Consider the following 16828-nt stretch of genomic DNA (forward strand, 5'->3'; position numbering starts at 1 on the left):
ATAAATCCTTCAACGTTCCTCGGTAGCTCAGTTGGTAGAGCAATCGGCTGTTAACCGATCGGTCGGCGGTTCGAGTCCGTCCCGAGGAGCCATATAATGCTCCTGTAGCTCAGTCGGTAGAGCGTTTCCATGGTAAGGAAGAGGTCGCAGGTTCGATTCCTGTCGGGAGCACCAGAAGTTATCTCATGAAAATGGCCCGTTGGTGAAGCGGTTTAACACAGCAGCCTTTCACGCTGTCATACAGGGGTTCGAATCCCCTACGGGTCACCTAAAAACACCTTAACAGTGGTTAAGGTACCTGCAAAGTTCTCAGAGTATGCTAAGAAGCATACTCGTCACTTTGTCAGGGATTTGGAGGCTTAGCTCAGCTGGGAGAGCATCTGCCTTACAAGCAGAGGGTCGGCGGTTCGATCCCGTCAGCCTCCACCATAAAAAATGGGGAGATAGTGAAGTGGCTAAACACGGCAGACTGTAAATCTGCTCCCTCCGGGTTCGGCGGTTCGAATCCGTCTCTCCCCACCATTTTTTATTTTGCGGGTTGTTGGGGTATAGCCAAGCGGTAAGGCAACGGACTTTGACTCCGTCATTCCTAGGTTCAAATCCTAGTACCCCAGCCATTTTGCGAGCCATTAGCTCAGTTGGTAGAGCATCTGACTTTTAATCAGAGGGTCGAAGGTTCGAGTCCTTCATGGCTCACCAGTTTTTCAAAATCATAATATGTGCCCTTAGCTCAGCTGGATAGAGCGTTTGACTACGAATCAAAAGGTCGGGAGTTCGAATCTCTCAGGGCACGCTTCTTTATCTCAAAAGATGAAGAAATAGTATCGGGAAGTAGCTCAGCTTGGTAGAGTACTTGGCTTGGGACCAAGGGGTCGCAGGTTCGAATCCTGTCTTCCCGACCATTTTTTATATGCGGGTGTAGTTCAATGGTAGAACTCCAGCCTTCCAAGCTGGTCGCGTGGGTTCGATTCCCATCACCCGCTCCATATGCTTACTAGAAACGAGAAACCGAAATGGTTGCTCGTTTTTTTGTGTTTTTGACAAAGCTTGTCCGACAGGTTATTTATGCAAAATCATGTCGAGTTGAGTCATTTTGCTTTCCGGGGCTACAATATAAGAGTAGAAAATGTGAACGAAGGAAAGGGTGGCACTTCTATGAACAAAAACATGAGCATTGTTGGTGTACCGATGGATCTAGGTGCAGACCGCCGCGGAGTTGATATGGGACCTAGCGCTATCCGTTATGCAGGTGTTGTAGCACGCCTGGAGAAGATGGGTTTCAATATTGAAGACCGAGGAGATATTTTTGTAACGCGTCCTCACCACTTCACCGAGACGGAAAACCATAAATACCTGGATGAAGTTGTGGAAGCCAATGAAAAGCTTGCCAATGTTGTAAGCGATATCATGACTGCTGGTCGATTCCCTCTCGTTTTGGGTGGCGATCACAGCATTGCCCTTGGAACCATAGCAGGTGTGGCTAAGCACGTAAAAAACCTGGGTGTGATTTGGTTTGATGCTCACGGTGATTTGAATACAGGTGCCACTTCTCCATCGGGAAATATTCACGGAATGCCATTGGCAGCGAGCTTGGGGTATGGGCATGAGCGTCTGACGAACATTGGGGGATATACACCAAAGGTAAAAGCAGAAAACGTGGTCATCATCGGTGCGCGTGACTTGGATCAAGGTGAGCGTGAATTGATCAAGCGTATTGGGATGAAGGTTTTCACCATGCATGAGATTGATAAATTGGGTATGGCTAGAGTCATGGATGAAGCAATCGCGCATGTGTCCAAAAACACAGATGGTGTGCATTTGAGCCTCGACTTGGATGGACTTGATCCACACGATGCTCCGGGAGTAGGGACGCCAGTAATAGGTGGTATCTCCTATCGTGAAGGGCATGTCTCATTGGAAATGCTGGCAGATGCAGATATTCTTTGTTCTGCAGAATTCGTGGAGGTCAACCCGATTCTTGACAGAGAAAACATGACAGCTCGCGTTGCAGTTGCTTTAATGAGTTCCGTTTTTGGTGATAAATTACTGTAGAATATTCGAAGGATATCATGAAAAAAGAGAGGCACTTGGCCCTCTTTTTTTGTTTTACCGCATCTTTACATTGATAGGGGAAAGCGGTACATTCTAAGGATGGAGACGAAGTTTATTTAATAGCTGGTCCAGTTGTACACTTAGCGTAACTAATTCTGGAGTAATGCAGGCTTGTTTTTTGTACTGATCGTTGAGTTCTTTTCGCAGCATTTCAATCTCGAGGAGAACGTCTTTTTTTGACAATCGTTGCACTCTCCTTTCCACCCGTGAGATAAATAAGCTATCATTACTTATATATAGAGGAAAGCCATACGCTTATTCCTCTATTTCCCAACAAATTATCTGCACAAACACAGAATTAAAAATGAAACCATATGCAGTATCATCCGTATATAGGATTACGGTATTGTGGGGAGGATCGCATGGATTTTGTAGAGAAACGGTTGACTCAGCGAGCAAAACGCGGAGACCGTGAAGCTTTTGCGGAGTTAATCGAGATTTATAAAGACAAGATATTTCAGCTCGCATATCGTATGGTGGGAAACCGTCAGGATGCGGAGGACATCGCGCAAGAAACGTTTTTGCGTGTCTATGCCAATTTGCATTCATACGATGACAGCTATAAGTTCTCCACGTGGATCTACAGGATCGCGACCAATCTATGTATCGACCGTGGCCGGAAAAAACGACCTGACTTTTCATTGGATGAAGAAACCGAACCAGGGCAAGGCCTGGACTGGTATTCACGCCTGTCTTCTAACGAGCGAACACCGGAGGACAAAGTCGTAACACAGGAGCTGCAGGAGACGGTGCAAGATGCTTTGTCTCATTTACAGCCCAAATATCGCTCGATTATGATCTTGCGTTATATCGAGGATTTGTCGTTGCAGGAGATCAGCGATATCGTAAAGCTTCCCATAACGACAATCAAGACGCGTATTCACCGAGGAAGGGAAGCATTACGCAGCAAGTTGCGATTGATGTGAGAAAGGAGAAAATCACGATGGAATGCCGGGATATGATTTGCCTCATCCACGAATATCTAGATGGGGACACTGATGAATTAGCCAATCTGCAATTGCAAACACACATAAAGTCTTGTGTGAATTGTCGCCAGCATATGCATGAGTTGCAGAGAGCCATCGCTTTTGTTCAAAGCGCTTCACATATTCATGTCTCTTCTGATTTTACAGCTCGTGTACTTGCGCAATTGCCTGCGCCGACGAAAGCGAATCTGTTATCGGGATGGCTTCGTAATCATCCGTTTTTGACAGCTGCAGCGGTATTTCTCTTTTTGATGACCGGCAGCGTATTCAACAGTTGGTTTGATCGGGATGACACTCTACAGGTATCTTCTGCTAATTTGGATAAATTAAAAATAGATCGTGAACGCAATGTCGTAGTCGTACCAGCAGGAACCAATATTAATGGAGACTTGGTAGTCCGCAACGGAAACGTAGATGTTCAAGGCCATGTAACAGGGAATGTTGTGGCTATTGAAGGAAAAGTGTTTGTGGCATCTACCGCCCAAGTCGTGGGAAATACCGAATCGATCGAAGCAATCGTAGATTGGATTTGGTATGAGGTGAAAAATATTGGAAATGACTTGCTTCCGATCTTGCCATAAGAGAAAATAGAGAGTACAGCTATCAGAGCACGGCAGTGGAGCCGTGCTTTTTCCGCAGGAGATAGACTGACTTCATTAGATGGAGCGAGATATGGGGGCTTCGTTATGATATCGATATCCATGGATTATGGGGATTTGCTACGGTATGCAACGGATATTTTACTCGTTACATACGTGTTCTATAAAATCATTATGCTTATTCGCGGGACGCGCGCTGTACAATTGCTGAAGGGGATTATGGTCATCGTCATCACATGGTTCCTCAGTAAATATTTTCAGCTGACGGCACTGCATGCGCTGATGAATCAAGCTTTTACATTCGGGGTTTTGGCGGTCGTCATCATCTTTCAGCCGGAGTTGCGTCGAGCACTGGAGCAGCTTGGTCGAGGCAAGCTTTTTTCCCGTTCAAGCAGTACGCAGGATGACGAGGCGGTTAGCCGCTTGGTTCAAGAGGTGGGCAAATCGGTTACGTACATGGCCAAACGTCGTATTGGTGCATTGATCGTCATTGAGAGAGAGACGGGTCTAAATGACTACGTGGAAACGGGTATTGGCATTAACGGGCGAGTCAGCTCGGAGCTGTTGATTAATATTTTCATCCCGAATACACCGTTGCATGATGGTGCAGTCATTATGCGAAAAGACATGATTATGGCTGCTGCCTGTTATCTTCCACTGTCCGAAAACAATTCCATCTCCAAGGAATTGGGGACGCGCCATCGAGCGGCAATAGGGTTAAGTGAGGTTTCCGATGGCATTGCGATCATCGTATCCGAAGAGACTGGTCAGGTGTCCTTTGCCGCGCATGGAGCAATGAATCGCAATCTGACGGAGGCGCAACTGGCAGAGATGCTGACAGAACAGCTTCAGCCTCTGTCCAAAGGCAAATCCATGGGAAGTCGTTGGCAATGGAGGCGAAAACATGGATAAATGGTTAAACAGTCACTGGTTTGCACGTGCTGTTGCGTTGCTTTTGGCTATCATGACGTGGATGATTGTCAATCTGGAAGCCGAACAAACGACGACTCCTGAGGCAAGTCAGCCAACTTTTATTGATAGTGTCAATTTGCATGTGAAATACGATACCGATCGCTATCAGGTGGTCAAGCAGCAACGCACGGTAAAGGTAGCCTTGGAAAGCAATAATCCTTTTTATCGACATAATTTCTTCCCAGAGGAATCGTGGGAAGTGTATGTCGATGCGACAAACCTGGGCAAAGGAACACATCGCGTACCTGTCCAGTACAAGGGATTCCCGGATGAAGTCAAGGTAGGGATTATCCCGAATATCGTGGAAATTACCTTGGAAGAGAAAAAGACCGTTGAGCGTGAAGTTTCCGTGGAGAAATTGGGACAGGTCGCTCCGGGTTACACGGCTGGAGAGCCTATTGTGAAGCCGTTTAGAGCCCTTGTAAGGGTACCTGAAAGCCAAGTGAATAAGGTAGCAGCAGTTAAGGCTTCGGTTGACCTGGAAGGGGCTACTTCCGCAATCAAAACAACGGTTCCGCTCAAAGTCGTGGACAAGTCTGGAAACGTGATTCAAGGGGCCGATGTGGTGCCACTTACGGTAGAAGTAAGCATTCCCGTAACGAGTCCGTTTGCCAAAGTGCCAATCAAATTAAACTTGACGAATGAATTGCCGAATGGCTATAGTTTGGCTAGTATGGGTATGAATGTGGAAGAGGTCACGGTCTATGGACCGAAGGAAGTCATTGATGGCATTAAATCCAACACATACCCAGGGCCGGAAATCGATCTCGGCAACATTACATCAGATCGCGATATAGAGCTAAAGATACCGTTAATGGATAATATCGTGAAGGTGGAGCCGGAGTATTTGACCGTATCGCTGAAAGTCGTTCCATCAACGACCAAGCGCTTGGAAAAGATTCCGATTCGCATTAGCGGGCTATCAGAAAGCATGGAAGCAAAGGTACTATCCACCGATGGCCAGGAGATGTCTACAATCGACTTCGACGTGATCGGCGCACCAGAAGTGCTGAATCAGTTGAGTCATGAAGACTTGCAGGTCGTAGCAGATGTCAGCAATATGCCGGCGGGTGTATACGAAGTACCATTGAATTACATCTTCAATCAGTCGGAGTATATCAAGACTTCTGCGAGCGCACCGAAAAAGGTCACAATTCAAATCACGAACAAGCAAAGGTAGACATAAGCTGTTGTGTGCACAAGGAAGGAAATGAGGGACAATCATGGGGAAGTATTTCGGAACAGACGGTGTACGCGGTGTAGCAAATACACAACTGACACCCGAACTGGCATTTAAAATCGGACGCGTTGGTGGTTACGTTCTCACCAGACACAAGCAGGAAGGGAAACCAAAAGTGGTGATTGGGCGCGATACGCGCATTTCCGGACAAATGCTGGAAAACGCACTTTTGGCTGGACTGTTATCGGTTGGAGCAGAAGTGGTCAGATTGGGTGTTATCTCCACCTCGGGGGTAGCGTATCTCACACGTGCACTTGGTGCAGATGCGGGTGTTATGATCTCCGCCTCTCACAATCCGTTTCCGGATAACGGAATCAAGTTCTTCGGCAGCAACGGTTTTAAACTGTCCGACGAAGTGGAAGCTGAAGTAGAACAGTATTTGGACGCGGCAGAGGATACCATGCCTCGACCAACAGGCGAACAAATCGGGACGGTTCTGGAATTCCTGGAGGGTGGACAAAAGTACCTCTCTCACTTGAAGAGTACCGTATCTGAGCGATTTGACGGTCTGAAGGTAGTCCTGGACTGTGCAAATGGTGCTGTCTCATCATTGGCAGCTCGTCTGTTTGCGGATGTGGACGCTGAAGTGATCACGATTGGTGCGAATCCGAATGGAATCAACATCAATGACCAGTGCGGTTCAACGCATCCTGAACGTCTTGTAGAAGAAGTTTTGAAGCATAAAGCTGACCTGGGTCTTTCCTTTGATGGGGACGCGGATCGCTGCATTGCAGTGGATAATAATGGTGAAATTATCGACGGCGACTATATTATGGCGATCTGTGCACGAGCGCTCAAGGCAAAAGGAAAGCTCAACAACAATACAGTTGTCACGACAGTAATGGCCAACATGGGCTTCTTCAAAGGGATGGAGGAGTGCTCCATCAATACGACGAAGACTGCTGTAGGGGATCGCTATGTAGTAGAAGAGATGCTGCGCGGCGGCTATAATCTCGGTGGCGAACAGTCCGGTCATATCGTCTTCCTGGACTACAATACGACTGGAGACGGTCTGTTAACGGGTCTGCAGCTCTTGAACATCATCAAGGAGTCTGGCAAGCCGTTGTCCGAGCTCAAACAAGTGATGGTCAAGTATCCGCAGCTTCTGATCAATGTCCGTGTAGAGGACAAGTCAAAGCTGAATGGCAATGAAGCCATTGCGCAGGCGATTCGTGAAGTGGAAGAAGATTTGGCTGGCAATGGTCGCGTTCTGGTTCGTCCGTCCGGAACAGAGCCAATCGTACGTGTCATGGCAGAAGGTCCAGATGCGGCTCAGTTGGATGGGCTCGTGAATCGGATCGTTGACGTGGTCAAACAAGAACTGGTGTAAAATTAGTGTAAAAAGTTGCAGGGAGCGGTTTCGATGCCGCTCCCTTTTGCATACAACTAAAATACGACGACGAGATATTGTCGCTCTCCACAATCTGTGGTACAGTGTTCATGTGCACAAGCACCGAGATAGAAAAAAATGGGGGGATTGTGTAAGAAAGAACAAGCATCGTAAATCAAATGCATACCATTGGAAAGCGCCAGCACTGAGGCTGCCCGACATGGAGCCCAGTGGACGAGGTGGAGGTTTATCGAAGGATTCGGCGGATACCTCCCGGCAGCAGTATCACTGCCGCAGAGCGCAGGGACAAAACATCAGGGTGATCTGATGGACAAAACCTTGCGTGTGATACGTATTTTTGCCATTGCCGAAATAGATGAAACAAAGTGAACCTATAAAAAACATGGAATGGCGGGGGACTCACCCCCGTACCATCATTCGGGTCGAAGTCCCTCGCCAATTTGGAAGGGGACCATACACTTATGTGCGGAATCGTTGGATATATTGGAAACAAACAAGCGCAAGACATCGTGATCGGAGGACTTCGCAAGCTGGAGTATCGCGGCTATGATTCAGCAGGGGTCGCTGTCGTGAACGAAAACGGCTTGGATTACTCAAAAGCGCAAGGCCGTTTGGCTGTTCTGGAGAGCCGTTTGGAGTCGAAGCCATTGACTGGTTCTATGGGAATCGGGCATACACGTTGGGCGACACATGGAAAACCGTCTGACGAGAACTCCCACCCACATACAGACGAGAAATCGGCTTTTGCAGTCGTTCACAACGGGATTATCGAAAACTTCTTGCCATTGAAAGAAGAGCTGCTGGCAAAAGGCTACACGTTCACTTCTGAGACAGATACCGAGGTTATCGCTCACTTGCTCGCTGACATGTACGATGGCGATATCGTTTCAACAGCGCGTCGTGCTGTTCAACGCATGCGTGGTGCCTATGCATTGGGAATCATGACGGAGCACGAACCAGATAAGCTGGTAGCGATTCGTTTGGCTAGCCCGTTGGTAGTGGGTGTGGGTCAAGGCGAGAGCTTTATCGGTTCGGATATCCCGGCTATTTTGGAGCATACACGTGACGTGTACATTTTGAACGAAGGCGAAATGGCTGTGTTGACTCGCGATGGTGTGGAACTGATGAACGCAGAGACCGGAGAGAAAATCGAGCGGGAACTGTTCCATGTCGAGTGGGATCTGGTACAAGCGGAAAAAGGCGGATATGATTCCTTCATGCTCAAGGAAATGCACGAGCAGCCTCAAGCTGTTCGCGATACCATGGGTGCCCGCATTGACGAGGACAACAAGCGAGTGATTTTGCCTGAGCTGAAAATGAGCGATGTGGAGCTGGCGGCATACGATCGCATCTACATCGTGGCATGCGGTACTTCCATGCACGCTGGTCTTGTCGGTAAGGATGTCATCGAAAAATGGACTCGCGTACCTGTAGAGGTAGCAGTCGCTTCTGAGTTCCGTTACCGTGATCCGATCTACACAGACAAGACACTGATGATCGTCATCAGCCAATCTGGTGAGACAGCAGACACGCTGGCTGCGCTGCGTGAGGCGAAGAAGAGCAACGTGAAGGTTTTGGCTATCACCAACGTGGTAGGCAGCTCTGTAGCTCGTGAAGCTGATGAAGTGATCTTTACGTGGGCTGGTCCAGAAGTAGCGGTAGCATCCACAAAAGCATACACCTCCCAAGTTGTTGCCCTGTACTTGTTCAGCCTGTATTTGGCTCAAGTAAAAGGCACCATGGAGGCTGCTGAGATTGCTGAAGTCGTTGATCACCTAAGCGAGATCCCTGGTAAAATCGCTTCCATGCTGAATGACGATGATCAAATTCGTCGCTTTGCGGAGGGCACAAAAGAGGTAAGCAGCCTGTTCTTCATCGGCCGCAGCCTCGATTATGCGGTATCGTTGGAAGGCTCTCTGAAGCTGAAAGAAATCTCCTACATTCACTCCGAGGCGTATCCAGCTGGTGAGCTGAAGCACGGTACTCTTGCGCTGATTGAAGATAATGTTCCAGTTGTAGCTTTGGCTACGCAACCAGACATCTACGAAAAAACGGTAAGCAACATCGTGGAAGTAAAAGCTCGCGGCGCTCATGTACTGGGCTTTGCGACAGAAGGCAACCACGACCTGGCGAAGAGTGTGGACGAGGTCATTTACATGCCAGCCACTCTGCCAATGCTCACACCGATTCTGACCGTCATTCCATTGCAATTGCTTGCTTACTACGCTTCTGTCGCTCGCGGCCTTGATGTGGATAAACCACGGAACTTGGCGAAGAGTGTGACGGTTGAGTAGGGTAGATTATATTTTAATTTGTTGTTGTTACCTGATAAAAAACTGTGCAACCAGTAAAGAAAGTGTGCAACTAGTAAAAAATCTGTGAAACCAATAAAAAAAGTGTGAAACTGCTTAGTTTAGTCCCGATGATGGAGTTAATAATCATCGGGGCTTTTATTCTATATTGAGGTGATTCTAATTTGACGATAGGTAGCCGAATAAAAATGATAAGAAAGACGAAAAAGGTGAACCAGGCCACCTTCTCTAATCAAATCGGAATATCGCAAGCTACTCTAAGTGAATGGGAGCAAGATAAATATAAACCATCAGTTGATACAATACTGGCTTTGTTTACCCAATTTGATGTGAACATTGAATAGTTACTATTTGGAATTACAAACGACTCCTTACGTGATGACGGAGGGGTATTTCATGTACACAATATTAGTAAATTAGAGGGGGACTTGATATCGGAGTTTAGAAAACTTAAAGCAAAGGACCAAGAAGAAATTATTGATTTTATACGATTAAAAATAAAGAGATATGAATCATAAAATTGTATGAAAGTTAGGTAATAGAATGAAATAGCAATAAACTAACTGGCAGTTTTGCTTAATCTCTAAAGTCCCAATAGTGGAATAAGCATTTGGGGACTTTCCGAAGAAATCCCTTTAGGGAGACTTATTATTAGCTAAACCCCAGAAGGTACTTGTTCTATAACGAAGAATAATAATTATTATCGAATGCACCCTCCCACAAAAATAATAATGAAGGAGATCGGATGGAAAAGTTGATTGAGGAGTACAGCCAAGACTATGCGTTGCTGCGCGAAGCCATTGAAGGATTGTCTGAGGTAGAGTTGCGTTTCCAGACTGCACCGGACAAATGGAGCATCCATCAGATTGTGATCCATGTGACCGATAGCGAAGTCCTGTCGACACATCGGCTGAGAAAAGTCTTGGCGGAGGAAGAACCACTTCTACAGTCATTTGATCAGGAAGCCTGGGCGGATAACCTAGGATATGAACGGTTGGACTGCGAGCAGCATCTGCTCCTGTTCCAAATGCTGCGGGCCAGCATGCTGCCGCTTCTGGCAAATCTGACTCCCGAGCAGCTTGAGCGCGTCGGGCAATATCCCGATGGAGCGCGGTTCACGTTCAAAGAGCTGCTGGAATTTCGTGTCCGGCATGTCCGTGACCACCTCGCCCAGATTGATCGGGTAAGGCAGGCATATCGGGAGGAAAGGGTATAACACTAAATGCTAGTTGTGATTAAACTAACGGGATCGATAGCGAACGATATGGCGGTCAAGAAAAGGAACGGACTATGAAAACGAAGATTTCTGTCGTTAAGCAGGATATTACTAAGCTTAGTGTTGATATCATCGTAAACGCAGCAAACACTAGCTTGCTGGGTGGTGGCGGTGTAGACGGTGCTATTCATCGAGCTGGAGGGCCTCAGGTTTTGAGTGAGTGCAGAAAAATTGTAAGCAAACAAGGTGGTTGCAAGACGGGCGAAGCAGTCATCACCACAGCTGGAGAGCTATCTGCTAAATATATAATACATACCGTAGGCCCTGTTTGGAATGGAGGGAAAAAGAATGAGGAGCAGCTCCTTCGTTCTTGTTACTTGAAATCGTTGCAATTGGCAACGGAGTATGAAGCAAAGAGCATTGCCTTTCCCAATATTAGTACAGGGATCTACCGATTTCCCAAAGAACTAGCAGCTCAAATCGCAGTAGAGTCTGTAGTGGAATTTTCCACACAAAATCCTGTTTTTGAGGAAATCATATTTGCTTGCTTGGATGATATAAATTTCAACGTGTACCATAGGCTTCTCTTCGATACCGATTGAGGAGCATAAGTTATTAAACTACGGGGTTCTTTAGTTCAATAGAACAGCGCCAGACTAAGTTGTATTCTCGCGTCTTAGTCCGTCGCTGTTTTCATTAATCGTGGTTTTTCATCGAACACTATTCTTTGGATAGAGTATGTATGGTGTCCAGAGATAATAAAGTTTTAGACTGATTAATAAAGTATTGGACTGGATAATAAAGTTATAGACTGGGGCCACGTTAAAATAGCTGGCAGGATAGTATGAACAACTCACGAATTACTAGGATTGGAACCATGTCCCTCGGCTGTCGTCTATATAAACGAAGGCAAAAATGAACACAAACTAATTTGACGAAGAGGTGTTTTGAAAATGGCATTAACGTCCACATTCACGAGCTTCAACCTGCCTGTAAAAAACGTAGAACAATCGAAAGCGTTCTTCACCGGACTCGGATTCGAGCTCAACCCGCAATTCCCCGAGAACGAGAATTCGGTAGCCATCGTAATCGGCGACAACCTGCAGGTCATGCTGATCAATCAAGCATTCTTTAATACGCTCACGGAGAAGGAATCCGTCGATACGAGCAAGTATGCGCAGATGACGATCGCATTGGCCTTCGAGAGCCGGGAAAAGGTCGATGAAATCGTGAATACTGCGGTCTCCTTGGGCGGGAAATTGCATGCTGAACCTGAAGATCATGGGTTCATGTATCATTGGGGCTTCGTGGACTTGGACGGCCATCTGTGGGCCATTAACTACATGAACATGGATGCGGCACAAGGTTAAGGCTAACGGAGAGCACGCTCGTACTAGGGTTCAAAAAGAAAGACGCTGGGCATCTTCCCCGGCGTCTTCTTCGCGATGATTAGTTTTGTTAGGTATAGGCTTTGAAATTGTCCATGATCGCTTGCCATCCTGCTTGCTGGAACTCGACGGGATTGGAGCTTTCCGCGTCGAACGTTTCAATGACCGTCGTCTCATTCCCTTGATCGACGAAAACAATATCCACTCTTCTTCCGTCTTCCATGGAAGCACTAAGAAAACTTTATTATTCAGTTTAGATCCGTGAATGGCTTCATTCTGACGTATAGTCTAAAACTAATTTTACGAAGGCAGCTGATTTAGCAACGCAAAAAACTGATTAGATCAACAACGTCAGTCTAAAACTTTATTATCTCTGTACAGTTGTGTTGAGTTGATAATCATGTTTGTCACTAAAGATTAAAGTCTGTTACTTAAATAAACAGTAGGAGACCTAGTGTACCAAGCGTATTGGTCATGTCTGGGGCTTTTTTTGTTCATTGAAAATAAAGTCTTAGACTCACCGCTGCTTTATTATGCTATCGAACCTGTTAGTATAATATTTCTTAGGGCACTCCTTAGCTCTTTATAGACACATCTTTTTCCAGTGTTAATTCATGAAATGATTTCACACGTAGTTGTAAAAATGGGGTGAACAATAATGTACAAGCCGAAGCTAACAATCCAATGCCACCTGCAAATAAAGCGAACCGTAAACCCATTGCCCCTCCTATCATCCCTCCAATTAACGAACCAAGCGGCAAAGAACCCCACGAGATAAAGCGAAACGTAGCATTCACGCGACCTTGCAGGGCATCGGGTACAATTACTTGACGTAAACTGATGGTACTAATGCTAAACATTGAGACACCCATTCCGAAAAGAAGCTGTCCGAGCATCAAAATCAGCGCAATACTTAATTCTGATCCTACTGCTAATGGAGCAAGCAAACCGCCACTTGCTGCGATCGTAGCGGAACCCACAATTGTTGGACCTACTCCAAAACGACGTACAGCCCTTTGGGCAAGCAGAGAGCCAAATAGGTACCCAACTCCTAGCGTTCCATAAATGATGCCAAGAATGCTCGCACTGATTTTGAGTTCTTGTGATGCATATAGAACATAAACACTAAAAATAACATTCCAGGAAAGGTTAAAGACTGTTGAGCAGCGCACCACTCCCCACAGCAACGGTTTTGTGTAAACCGTATGCAGCCCTTCTTTCATTTCCAGCCACATGTTTTTTTGTGTTTTCGCATCTGCCACGACTGTCTCCAACTTGCGAATCCGGGCTATGTACACAGCGGATACAAAAAAGGATACCGACGTGAACAATATTGCAAAAGGAGCGGTGATTAACTGTTCCAGTCCACCTGATAAACCCGGCCCAGCAATTTGTGCGGTAGATTTACTAGTCTCTAGTTTGCTATTCCCATCAATAAGCTGCTCCTTGCTCACAATGGAAGGCAAAAAGGATGTATAGGCAACATCAAAAAAGACAGTACAGATACCCACTATGAAGGCTACCAAATATAGAACTGTCATATTCAGGAATCCAGTTAAGGCTGTCAGCGGCACAATGAGCAGTAATGCACCCCTGAAAAAGTTAGCGGCAACAAGAATTGGTCGCCGGGGAAATCTGTCTATCCATACACCAGCGAGCAAACCGAAAATGATAAATGGCGCATACTCGGCAAAACCAAGCAACCCCATTTGCATGGGACTGGCCCCTAAATAGAGAGCTGCCACTAATGGCATTCCTAATAATGCAACCTGAGTCCCAAATTGTGATGCAGTTTGCCCAATCCAGAGCCTGCGAAAATCTGTGTTAGTTAACAATCCTTCCACCTTGTTACTCATGCTCGTTCCCCCATTTTTCGTCACAACTAATTGCCATTTAAATTTGCATTTTTAGTATAGGGGAATTAACGTTTCAAGATCTTGCGCTTTCATTATCGCAAATGTTGGATGATTCATTTTGTTGTTCAAGCGGTATATAAAGTGGAATGTCAGCCTAATTTCTGGTATGAAGGTATTTGGGATGATTATATTTTTTATTCTAATGAGAGATTGTTTCTTTTACATTTTGGAGTTTCAGATTGACGGGACGAGCATAGCCTAGTTAAAAATAAAGGAAGGGTGATTCTGTTTGTTCACAAAAGCAATGACAGTGACGTTAAGCGGCTTTCCTTCAGCGTCTTTTCTCCCTAGAAAAAAACAGCAAGGCTGATCGCAGGACCACCCTTGCTGTTTTTCCGTACATCACGAATTATAACTTCACAGGCTCTCCTGCGAATACTTCTAATTCCATAGCTGTTGCAAAAAAGGAAGGAGCTTCCTTCACAAAAGCTTGAAAATGAGCGCTTGCATTGTGCGCCGCTACTGCGGCAGCGTCCTTCCACTTTTCTACCATGGTGTAGTGATATTCTTGCTCTGTGCTTTTCAAAAGGGTGTATCCCACATTCCCTTCTTCAGCTTGGCTTGCAGCAACCAGGGCTTTGGCCGCTTGAAGGAAGGCTTCTTCCTGTGCGGGTATCACTTGCAGATGGGCATGTATAATAAGCATGGTTTTCTACCTTTCTTCCAACGAATTTGAATTATTTCCAGGTTGTCACTGTCTCAACAGGGAGACGGTAAGATGGGTATCCTTCCTTGGCTGCTTTCCCGATACTGATCAGCATGATCGGTTGATAGCGATCCTTGTCCAAATCAAACGCTTCTGCTATTTGATCCTTTTCATAGCCGCCGATCGGGTTCGTGTCATAGCCGAATGAACGGGCAACCAGCATCAATTGCATGGATACGAGACCGGCATCGATAAAATTGACATCCCGCAGGTCAGAAGCGGGAAGATTGGCGTAGTAAGGTTTTACGGCTTTCAGCTGCATGTCCTTCACTTCCTGCGGCATGTATCCGAGCTCGACAGCTTTTCCAAATATCTCATCCATATATTCTGCATTATTCATGTCGACGAATACGGCAATGACGGCGGAAGAGGTGAGTACTTGCGTTTTGTTGAAGCGTGCCAGCTCTGCAAGCTTTTCTTTCCCTTCTTCACTTTCGATAACCACAAAGCGCCAAGGCTGCATGTTGACCGAAGATGGAGCGCGTGTGGCTCCCGCTAGAATTTCAATCATTTCCTCGCGGCTGATTTTTATTTCAGGATCATAAAGTTTGACAGAACGACGACCAAACGTGATTTCACGAAAATCATTTGTTCTTTGTACTGTGTTTATCATGTAAAAACAAACTCCTTTCTTGAACCATCAAATGTTGTTTTGCATCCGTTTGAGAAAATCAGTTAAGACCTGCGTTTCATCCTCGCTGAAGCCTTCCAGAATCTGCTGGATAAAATTTCGTTTCTCACTTTTGTACCCTTCAATCCGATGATGTCCTTCTTCGGATAGACGAACGAAGGTTTCGCGGTTATCATTTGGATTTTTGTGTCGGGTTACCATACCATCCGCTTCCAGTTGCTTCAGGTGGCGTGTAATGGCAGCACTGTCGATATTGATGTGCTTTTGTAGCTGGGACTGATTGATTTCGTTGCATTCGCAAAGGATTTGCAAGATCGCGAGACGAGTAGAGCTGATTCCGGTACAGCGTTCGAACTTGGGACTTATTTTATTGGTTAATCCAATGAGCAGATTCAGTATCTGCTCCTCTTCAAATTCCTTGCGTGTCATGAAAAATGCCTCCCGGGGGCAATATGAATAGGAACTCAGTCATATATCCACAAGCAATGACAACATACAGTCAGTTGAGCATGATAACTTGATGATATTTGACGCATCAATCATTGATACGTCAATTAATATAGCATCTTATTTCAACGTTTGCAACATATGATCCCTGCAAAAGTCGCTACTTCAGTCTAAAAACGATATTATCTTTGAATAATATTGACCGCGCATTCTGCCTAGAATTTTTATTGACTGAACGGTCTGGAAAATGTATGATGACATTGAAAGGGGGATGATGAATGGGGAGAAATAAGGAGTTTGATACGAGTGTCGTACTTCGTAAAGCCATGGAGGTATTCGGTCACTACGGCTATGAAGGAACTTCACTGCAGCTTCTACTAGATGGCCTGGGTATTGCTCGGCAAAGCCTTTACGACACCTATGGGACTAAGAAGGAACTGTTCATCTCCGCAGTTAAACATTATGTGAACGAGAAAACGGAAGCCGTGATTTCCATGCTCGAACGCCCCGGCCCCGTGAAGGAATCCATTGCGAGTATCTTTACCGAAGTCGCGGAGGCGCTGAAAGATCAAGTGCGGCGCAATGAATGTTTCATCATGCATAGTGCCATCGACCAGGTACCTCATGTTCCGGAAATAGCCGCCTTTTTTAAACAAGATGCCGTACGATTGGAACAGGCGTTTCATCAAGCATTGGTTCGCGCTTTCAAACAAGGCGAATTAAGCAATCGTCATGACGATCTACTGGCACTTGCGCGCTATTTGAATCATGCCCGATATTCACTCACGCAAGCAGCTAAGTTAACGTCGAATCCCGTAGTATTGGACGATATTGTCAAAGTCACTCTAGCTACGCTTGATCTTTGAACGAAGGGGTGCAGCACCGCTTCCTTCTTTTTTTGATTATAACGGACTATTTGGTCCGGAAAGGGAGGTGACGCTAGACCAAAGAG

General features: G+C 46.0%; 18 protein-coding genes and 10 tRNA genes. 22 read left to right on the forward strand and 6 right to left on the reverse strand.

The annotated features are described in order from the left end of the window. The first annotated feature begins 16 nt into the window (after positions 1–16). The 11 genes from FB479_RS28430 (at position 17) to rocF (ending at position 2052) form a co-directional block, all read left to right on the forward strand. Positions 17–92, forward strand: a tRNA-Asn gene (locus tag FB479_RS28430). Positions 93–98: 6 nt separating this feature from the next. Continuing rightward, positions 99–174, forward strand: a tRNA-Thr gene (locus FB479_RS28435). 19 nt (positions 175–193) lie between these two features. Next, positions 194–267: transfer RNA gene (locus FB479_RS28440), tRNA-Glu, on the forward strand. A gap of 86 nt (positions 268–353) precedes the next feature. Then, positions 354–429, forward strand: a tRNA-Val gene (locus FB479_RS28445). Positions 430–437: 8 nt separating this feature from the next. Beyond that, positions 438–522: transfer RNA gene (locus FB479_RS28450), tRNA-Tyr, on the forward strand. A gap of 20 nt (positions 523–542) precedes the next feature. Further along, a tRNA-Gln gene (locus FB479_RS28455) sits at positions 543–617 on the forward strand. Between the two features lie 6 nt (positions 618–623). Further along, positions 624–699: transfer RNA gene (locus FB479_RS28460), tRNA-Lys, on the forward strand. A 20-nt stretch (positions 700–719) separates the two neighbouring features. Next, positions 720–793 (forward strand) — tRNA-Arg (locus FB479_RS28465). A gap of 32 nt (positions 794–825) precedes the next feature. Continuing rightward, positions 826–902, forward strand: a tRNA-Pro gene (locus FB479_RS28470). A 10-nt stretch (positions 903–912) separates the two neighbouring features. After that, positions 913–986 (forward strand) — tRNA-Gly (locus FB479_RS28475). A 169-nt stretch (positions 987–1155) separates the two neighbouring features. Next, positions 1156–2052, forward strand: a complete 897-nt coding sequence (rocF, locus tag FB479_RS28480) for an arginase (protein ID WP_012684013.1) — start codon at positions 1156–1158, stop codon at positions 2050–2052. A gap of 93 nt (positions 2053–2145) precedes the next feature. Here the strand turns inward: rocF and FB479_RS28485 are convergent, their stop codons facing one another. Beyond that, positions 2146–2304, reverse strand: a complete 159-nt coding sequence (locus FB479_RS28485) for an aspartyl-phosphate phosphatase Spo0E family protein (protein WP_007725277.1) — start codon at positions 2302–2304, stop codon at positions 2146–2148. Positions 2305–2474: 170 nt separating this feature from the next. On the opposite strand from FB479_RS28485, the gene sigW reads away from it, so the two are divergent. The 10 genes from sigW (at position 2475) to FB479_RS28535 (ending at position 12158) form a co-directional block, all read left to right on the forward strand. Next, positions 2475–3038, forward strand: a complete 564-nt coding sequence (sigW, locus tag FB479_RS28490; protein WP_016742677.1) for an RNA polymerase sigma factor SigW — start codon at positions 2475–2477, stop codon at positions 3036–3038. A 17-nt stretch (positions 3039–3055) separates the two neighbouring features. Continuing rightward, positions 3056–3679 carry a zf-HC2 domain-containing protein gene (locus FB479_RS28495; protein ID WP_106657442.1) on the forward strand — a complete coding sequence of 208 codons (624 nt, stop codon included), beginning with the start codon at positions 3056–3058 and terminating at the stop codon, positions 3677–3679. A 105-nt stretch (positions 3680–3784) separates the two neighbouring features. Beyond that, a complete protein-coding gene (cdaA, locus tag FB479_RS28500) occupies positions 3785–4609 on the forward strand; it encodes a diadenylate cyclase CdaA (RefSeq protein WP_007725283.1) in 825 nt (274 codons plus the stop codon). Continuing rightward, entirely contained in the window at positions 4602–5849 is a 1248-nt protein-coding gene (locus tag FB479_RS28505) for a CdaR family protein (protein ID WP_106657441.1), read from the forward strand. The genes cdaA and FB479_RS28505 overlap by 8 nt, the downstream gene beginning before the upstream one ends. Positions 5850–5892: 43 nt before the next feature. Further along, the gene (gene glmM, locus FB479_RS28510) at positions 5893–7239 is read left to right on the forward strand and encodes a phosphoglucosamine mutase (protein WP_106657440.1); all 1347 of its coding nucleotides are present in this window, start codon (positions 5893–5895) and stop codon (positions 7237–7239) included. Between the two features lie 482 nt (positions 7240–7721). After that, the gene (gene glmS / locus FB479_RS28515; protein WP_142067484.1) at positions 7722–9554 is read left to right on the forward strand and encodes a glutamine--fructose-6-phosphate transaminase (isomerizing); all 1833 of its coding nucleotides are present in this window, start codon (positions 7722–7724) and stop codon (positions 9552–9554) included. 182 nt (positions 9555–9736) lie between these two features. Next, positions 9737–9916: a helix-turn-helix domain-containing protein gene (locus FB479_RS31115; protein WP_255438776.1), complete on the forward strand. Its 180-nt coding sequence runs from the start codon at positions 9737–9739 to the stop codon at positions 9914–9916. A 401-nt stretch (positions 9917–10317) separates the two neighbouring features. Continuing rightward, on the forward strand, positions 10318–10788 hold the full coding sequence (locus FB479_RS28525) for a DinB family protein (RefSeq protein WP_106657438.1): 471 nt from the start codon (positions 10318–10320) through the stop codon (positions 10786–10788). Between the two features lie 74 nt (positions 10789–10862). Next, a complete protein-coding gene (locus FB479_RS28530) occupies positions 10863–11390 on the forward strand; it encodes an O-acetyl-ADP-ribose deacetylase (RefSeq protein ID WP_106657437.1) in 528 nt (175 codons plus the stop codon). 351 nt (positions 11391–11741) lie between these two features. After that, on the forward strand, positions 11742–12158 hold the full coding sequence (locus tag FB479_RS28535; protein ID WP_062524540.1) for a VOC family protein: 417 nt from the start codon (positions 11742–11744) through the stop codon (positions 12156–12158). Positions 12159–12246: 88 nt separating this feature from the next. Here the strand turns inward: FB479_RS28535 and FB479_RS31120 are convergent, their stop codons facing one another. The 5 genes from FB479_RS31120 to FB479_RS28555 all read right to left on the reverse strand — a co-directional run bounded on the left by FB479_RS31120 (position 12247) and on the right by FB479_RS28555 (position 15858). After that, on the reverse strand, positions 12247–12381 hold the full coding sequence (locus tag FB479_RS31120) for an SRPBCC family protein (protein WP_255438777.1): 135 nt from the start codon (positions 12379–12381) through the stop codon (positions 12247–12249). Between the two features lie 370 nt (positions 12382–12751). Next, the gene (locus FB479_RS28540) at positions 12752–14032 is read right to left on the reverse strand and encodes an MFS transporter (protein ID WP_142067485.1); all 1281 of its coding nucleotides are present in this window, start codon (positions 14030–14032) and stop codon (positions 12752–12754) included. Between the two features lie 409 nt (positions 14033–14441). Beyond that, positions 14442–14738, reverse strand: a complete 297-nt coding sequence (locus FB479_RS28545; RefSeq protein WP_106657435.1) for a putative quinol monooxygenase — start codon at positions 14736–14738, stop codon at positions 14442–14444. 31 nt (positions 14739–14769) lie between these two features. Continuing rightward, a complete protein-coding gene (locus FB479_RS28550; protein WP_142067486.1) occupies positions 14770–15411 on the reverse strand; it encodes a nitroreductase family protein in 642 nt (213 codons plus the stop codon). Positions 15412–15438: 27 nt separating this feature from the next. Further along, positions 15439–15858: a MarR family winged helix-turn-helix transcriptional regulator gene (locus FB479_RS28555; RefSeq protein WP_007723602.1), complete on the reverse strand. Its 420-nt coding sequence runs from the start codon at positions 15856–15858 to the stop codon at positions 15439–15441. Positions 15859–16154: 296 nt separating this feature from the next. Between FB479_RS28555 and FB479_RS28560 the strand changes: the two genes are divergently transcribed. Next, positions 16155–16742 (forward strand): TetR/AcrR family transcriptional regulator, encoded by a 588-nt coding sequence (locus FB479_RS28560; protein ID WP_142067487.1) that lies wholly within the window; start codon positions 16155–16157, stop codon positions 16740–16742. The last annotated feature ends 86 nt before the right edge of the window (positions 16743–16828 follow it).

The sequence above is a fragment of the Brevibacillus sp. AG162 genome (genome assembly GCF_006715575.1).
In the GTDB taxonomy this organism is placed as follows: domain Bacteria; phylum Bacillota; class Bacilli; order Brevibacillales; family Brevibacillaceae; genus Brevibacillus; species Brevibacillus brevis.

Bases quoted from the DNA above. Each gene is read 5' to 3' on its own strand.
- FB479_RS28545 (WP_106657435.1), bottom strand. From the start codon at position 14,738: ATGCTTATTATACATGCCCATCTGCAAGTGATACCCGCACAGGAAGAA.
- glmM (WP_106657440.1), top strand. From the start codon at position 5,893: ATGGGGAAGTATTTCGGAACAGACGGTGTACGCGGTGTAGCAAATACA.
- rocF (WP_012684013.1), top strand. From the start codon at position 1,156: ATGAACAAAAACATGAGCATTGTTGGTGTACCGATGGATCTAGGTGCA.
- FB479_RS28525 (WP_106657438.1), top strand. From the start codon at position 10,318: ATGGAAAAGTTGATTGAGGAGTACAGCCAAGACTATGCGTTGCTGCGC.
- FB479_RS28560 (WP_142067487.1), top strand. From the start codon at position 16,155: ATGGGGAGAAATAAGGAGTTTGATACGAGTGTCGTACTTCGTAAAGCC.
- cdaA (WP_007725283.1), top strand. From the start codon at position 3,785: ATGATATCGATATCCATGGATTATGGGGATTTGCTACGGTATGCAACG.
- FB479_RS28530 (WP_106657437.1), top strand. From the start codon at position 10,863: ATGAAAACGAAGATTTCTGTCGTTAAGCAGGATATTACTAAGCTTAGT.
- FB479_RS28505 (WP_106657441.1), top strand. From the start codon at position 4,602: ATGGATAAATGGTTAAACAGTCACTGGTTTGCACGTGCTGTTGCGTTG.
- FB479_RS28495 (WP_106657442.1), top strand. From the start codon at position 3,056: ATGGAATGCCGGGATATGATTTGCCTCATCCACGAATATCTAGATGGG.
- glmS (WP_142067484.1), top strand. From the start codon at position 7,722: ATGTGCGGAATCGTTGGATATATTGGAAACAAACAAGCGCAAGACATC.
- sigW (WP_016742677.1), top strand. From the start codon at position 2,475: ATGGATTTTGTAGAGAAACGGTTGACTCAGCGAGCAAAACGCGGAGAC.
- FB479_RS28535 (WP_062524540.1), top strand. From the start codon at position 11,742: ATGGCATTAACGTCCACATTCACGAGCTTCAACCTGCCTGTAAAAAAC.
- FB479_RS28550 (WP_142067486.1), bottom strand. From the start codon at position 15,411: ATGATAAACACAGTACAAAGAACAAATGATTTTCGTGAAATCACGTTT.
- FB479_RS28540 (WP_142067485.1), bottom strand. From the start codon at position 14,032: ATGAGTAACAAGGTGGAAGGATTGTTAACTAACACAGATTTTCGCAGG.
- FB479_RS28555 (WP_007723602.1), bottom strand. From the start codon at position 15,858: ATGACACGCAAGGAATTTGAAGAGGAGCAGATACTGAATCTGCTCATT.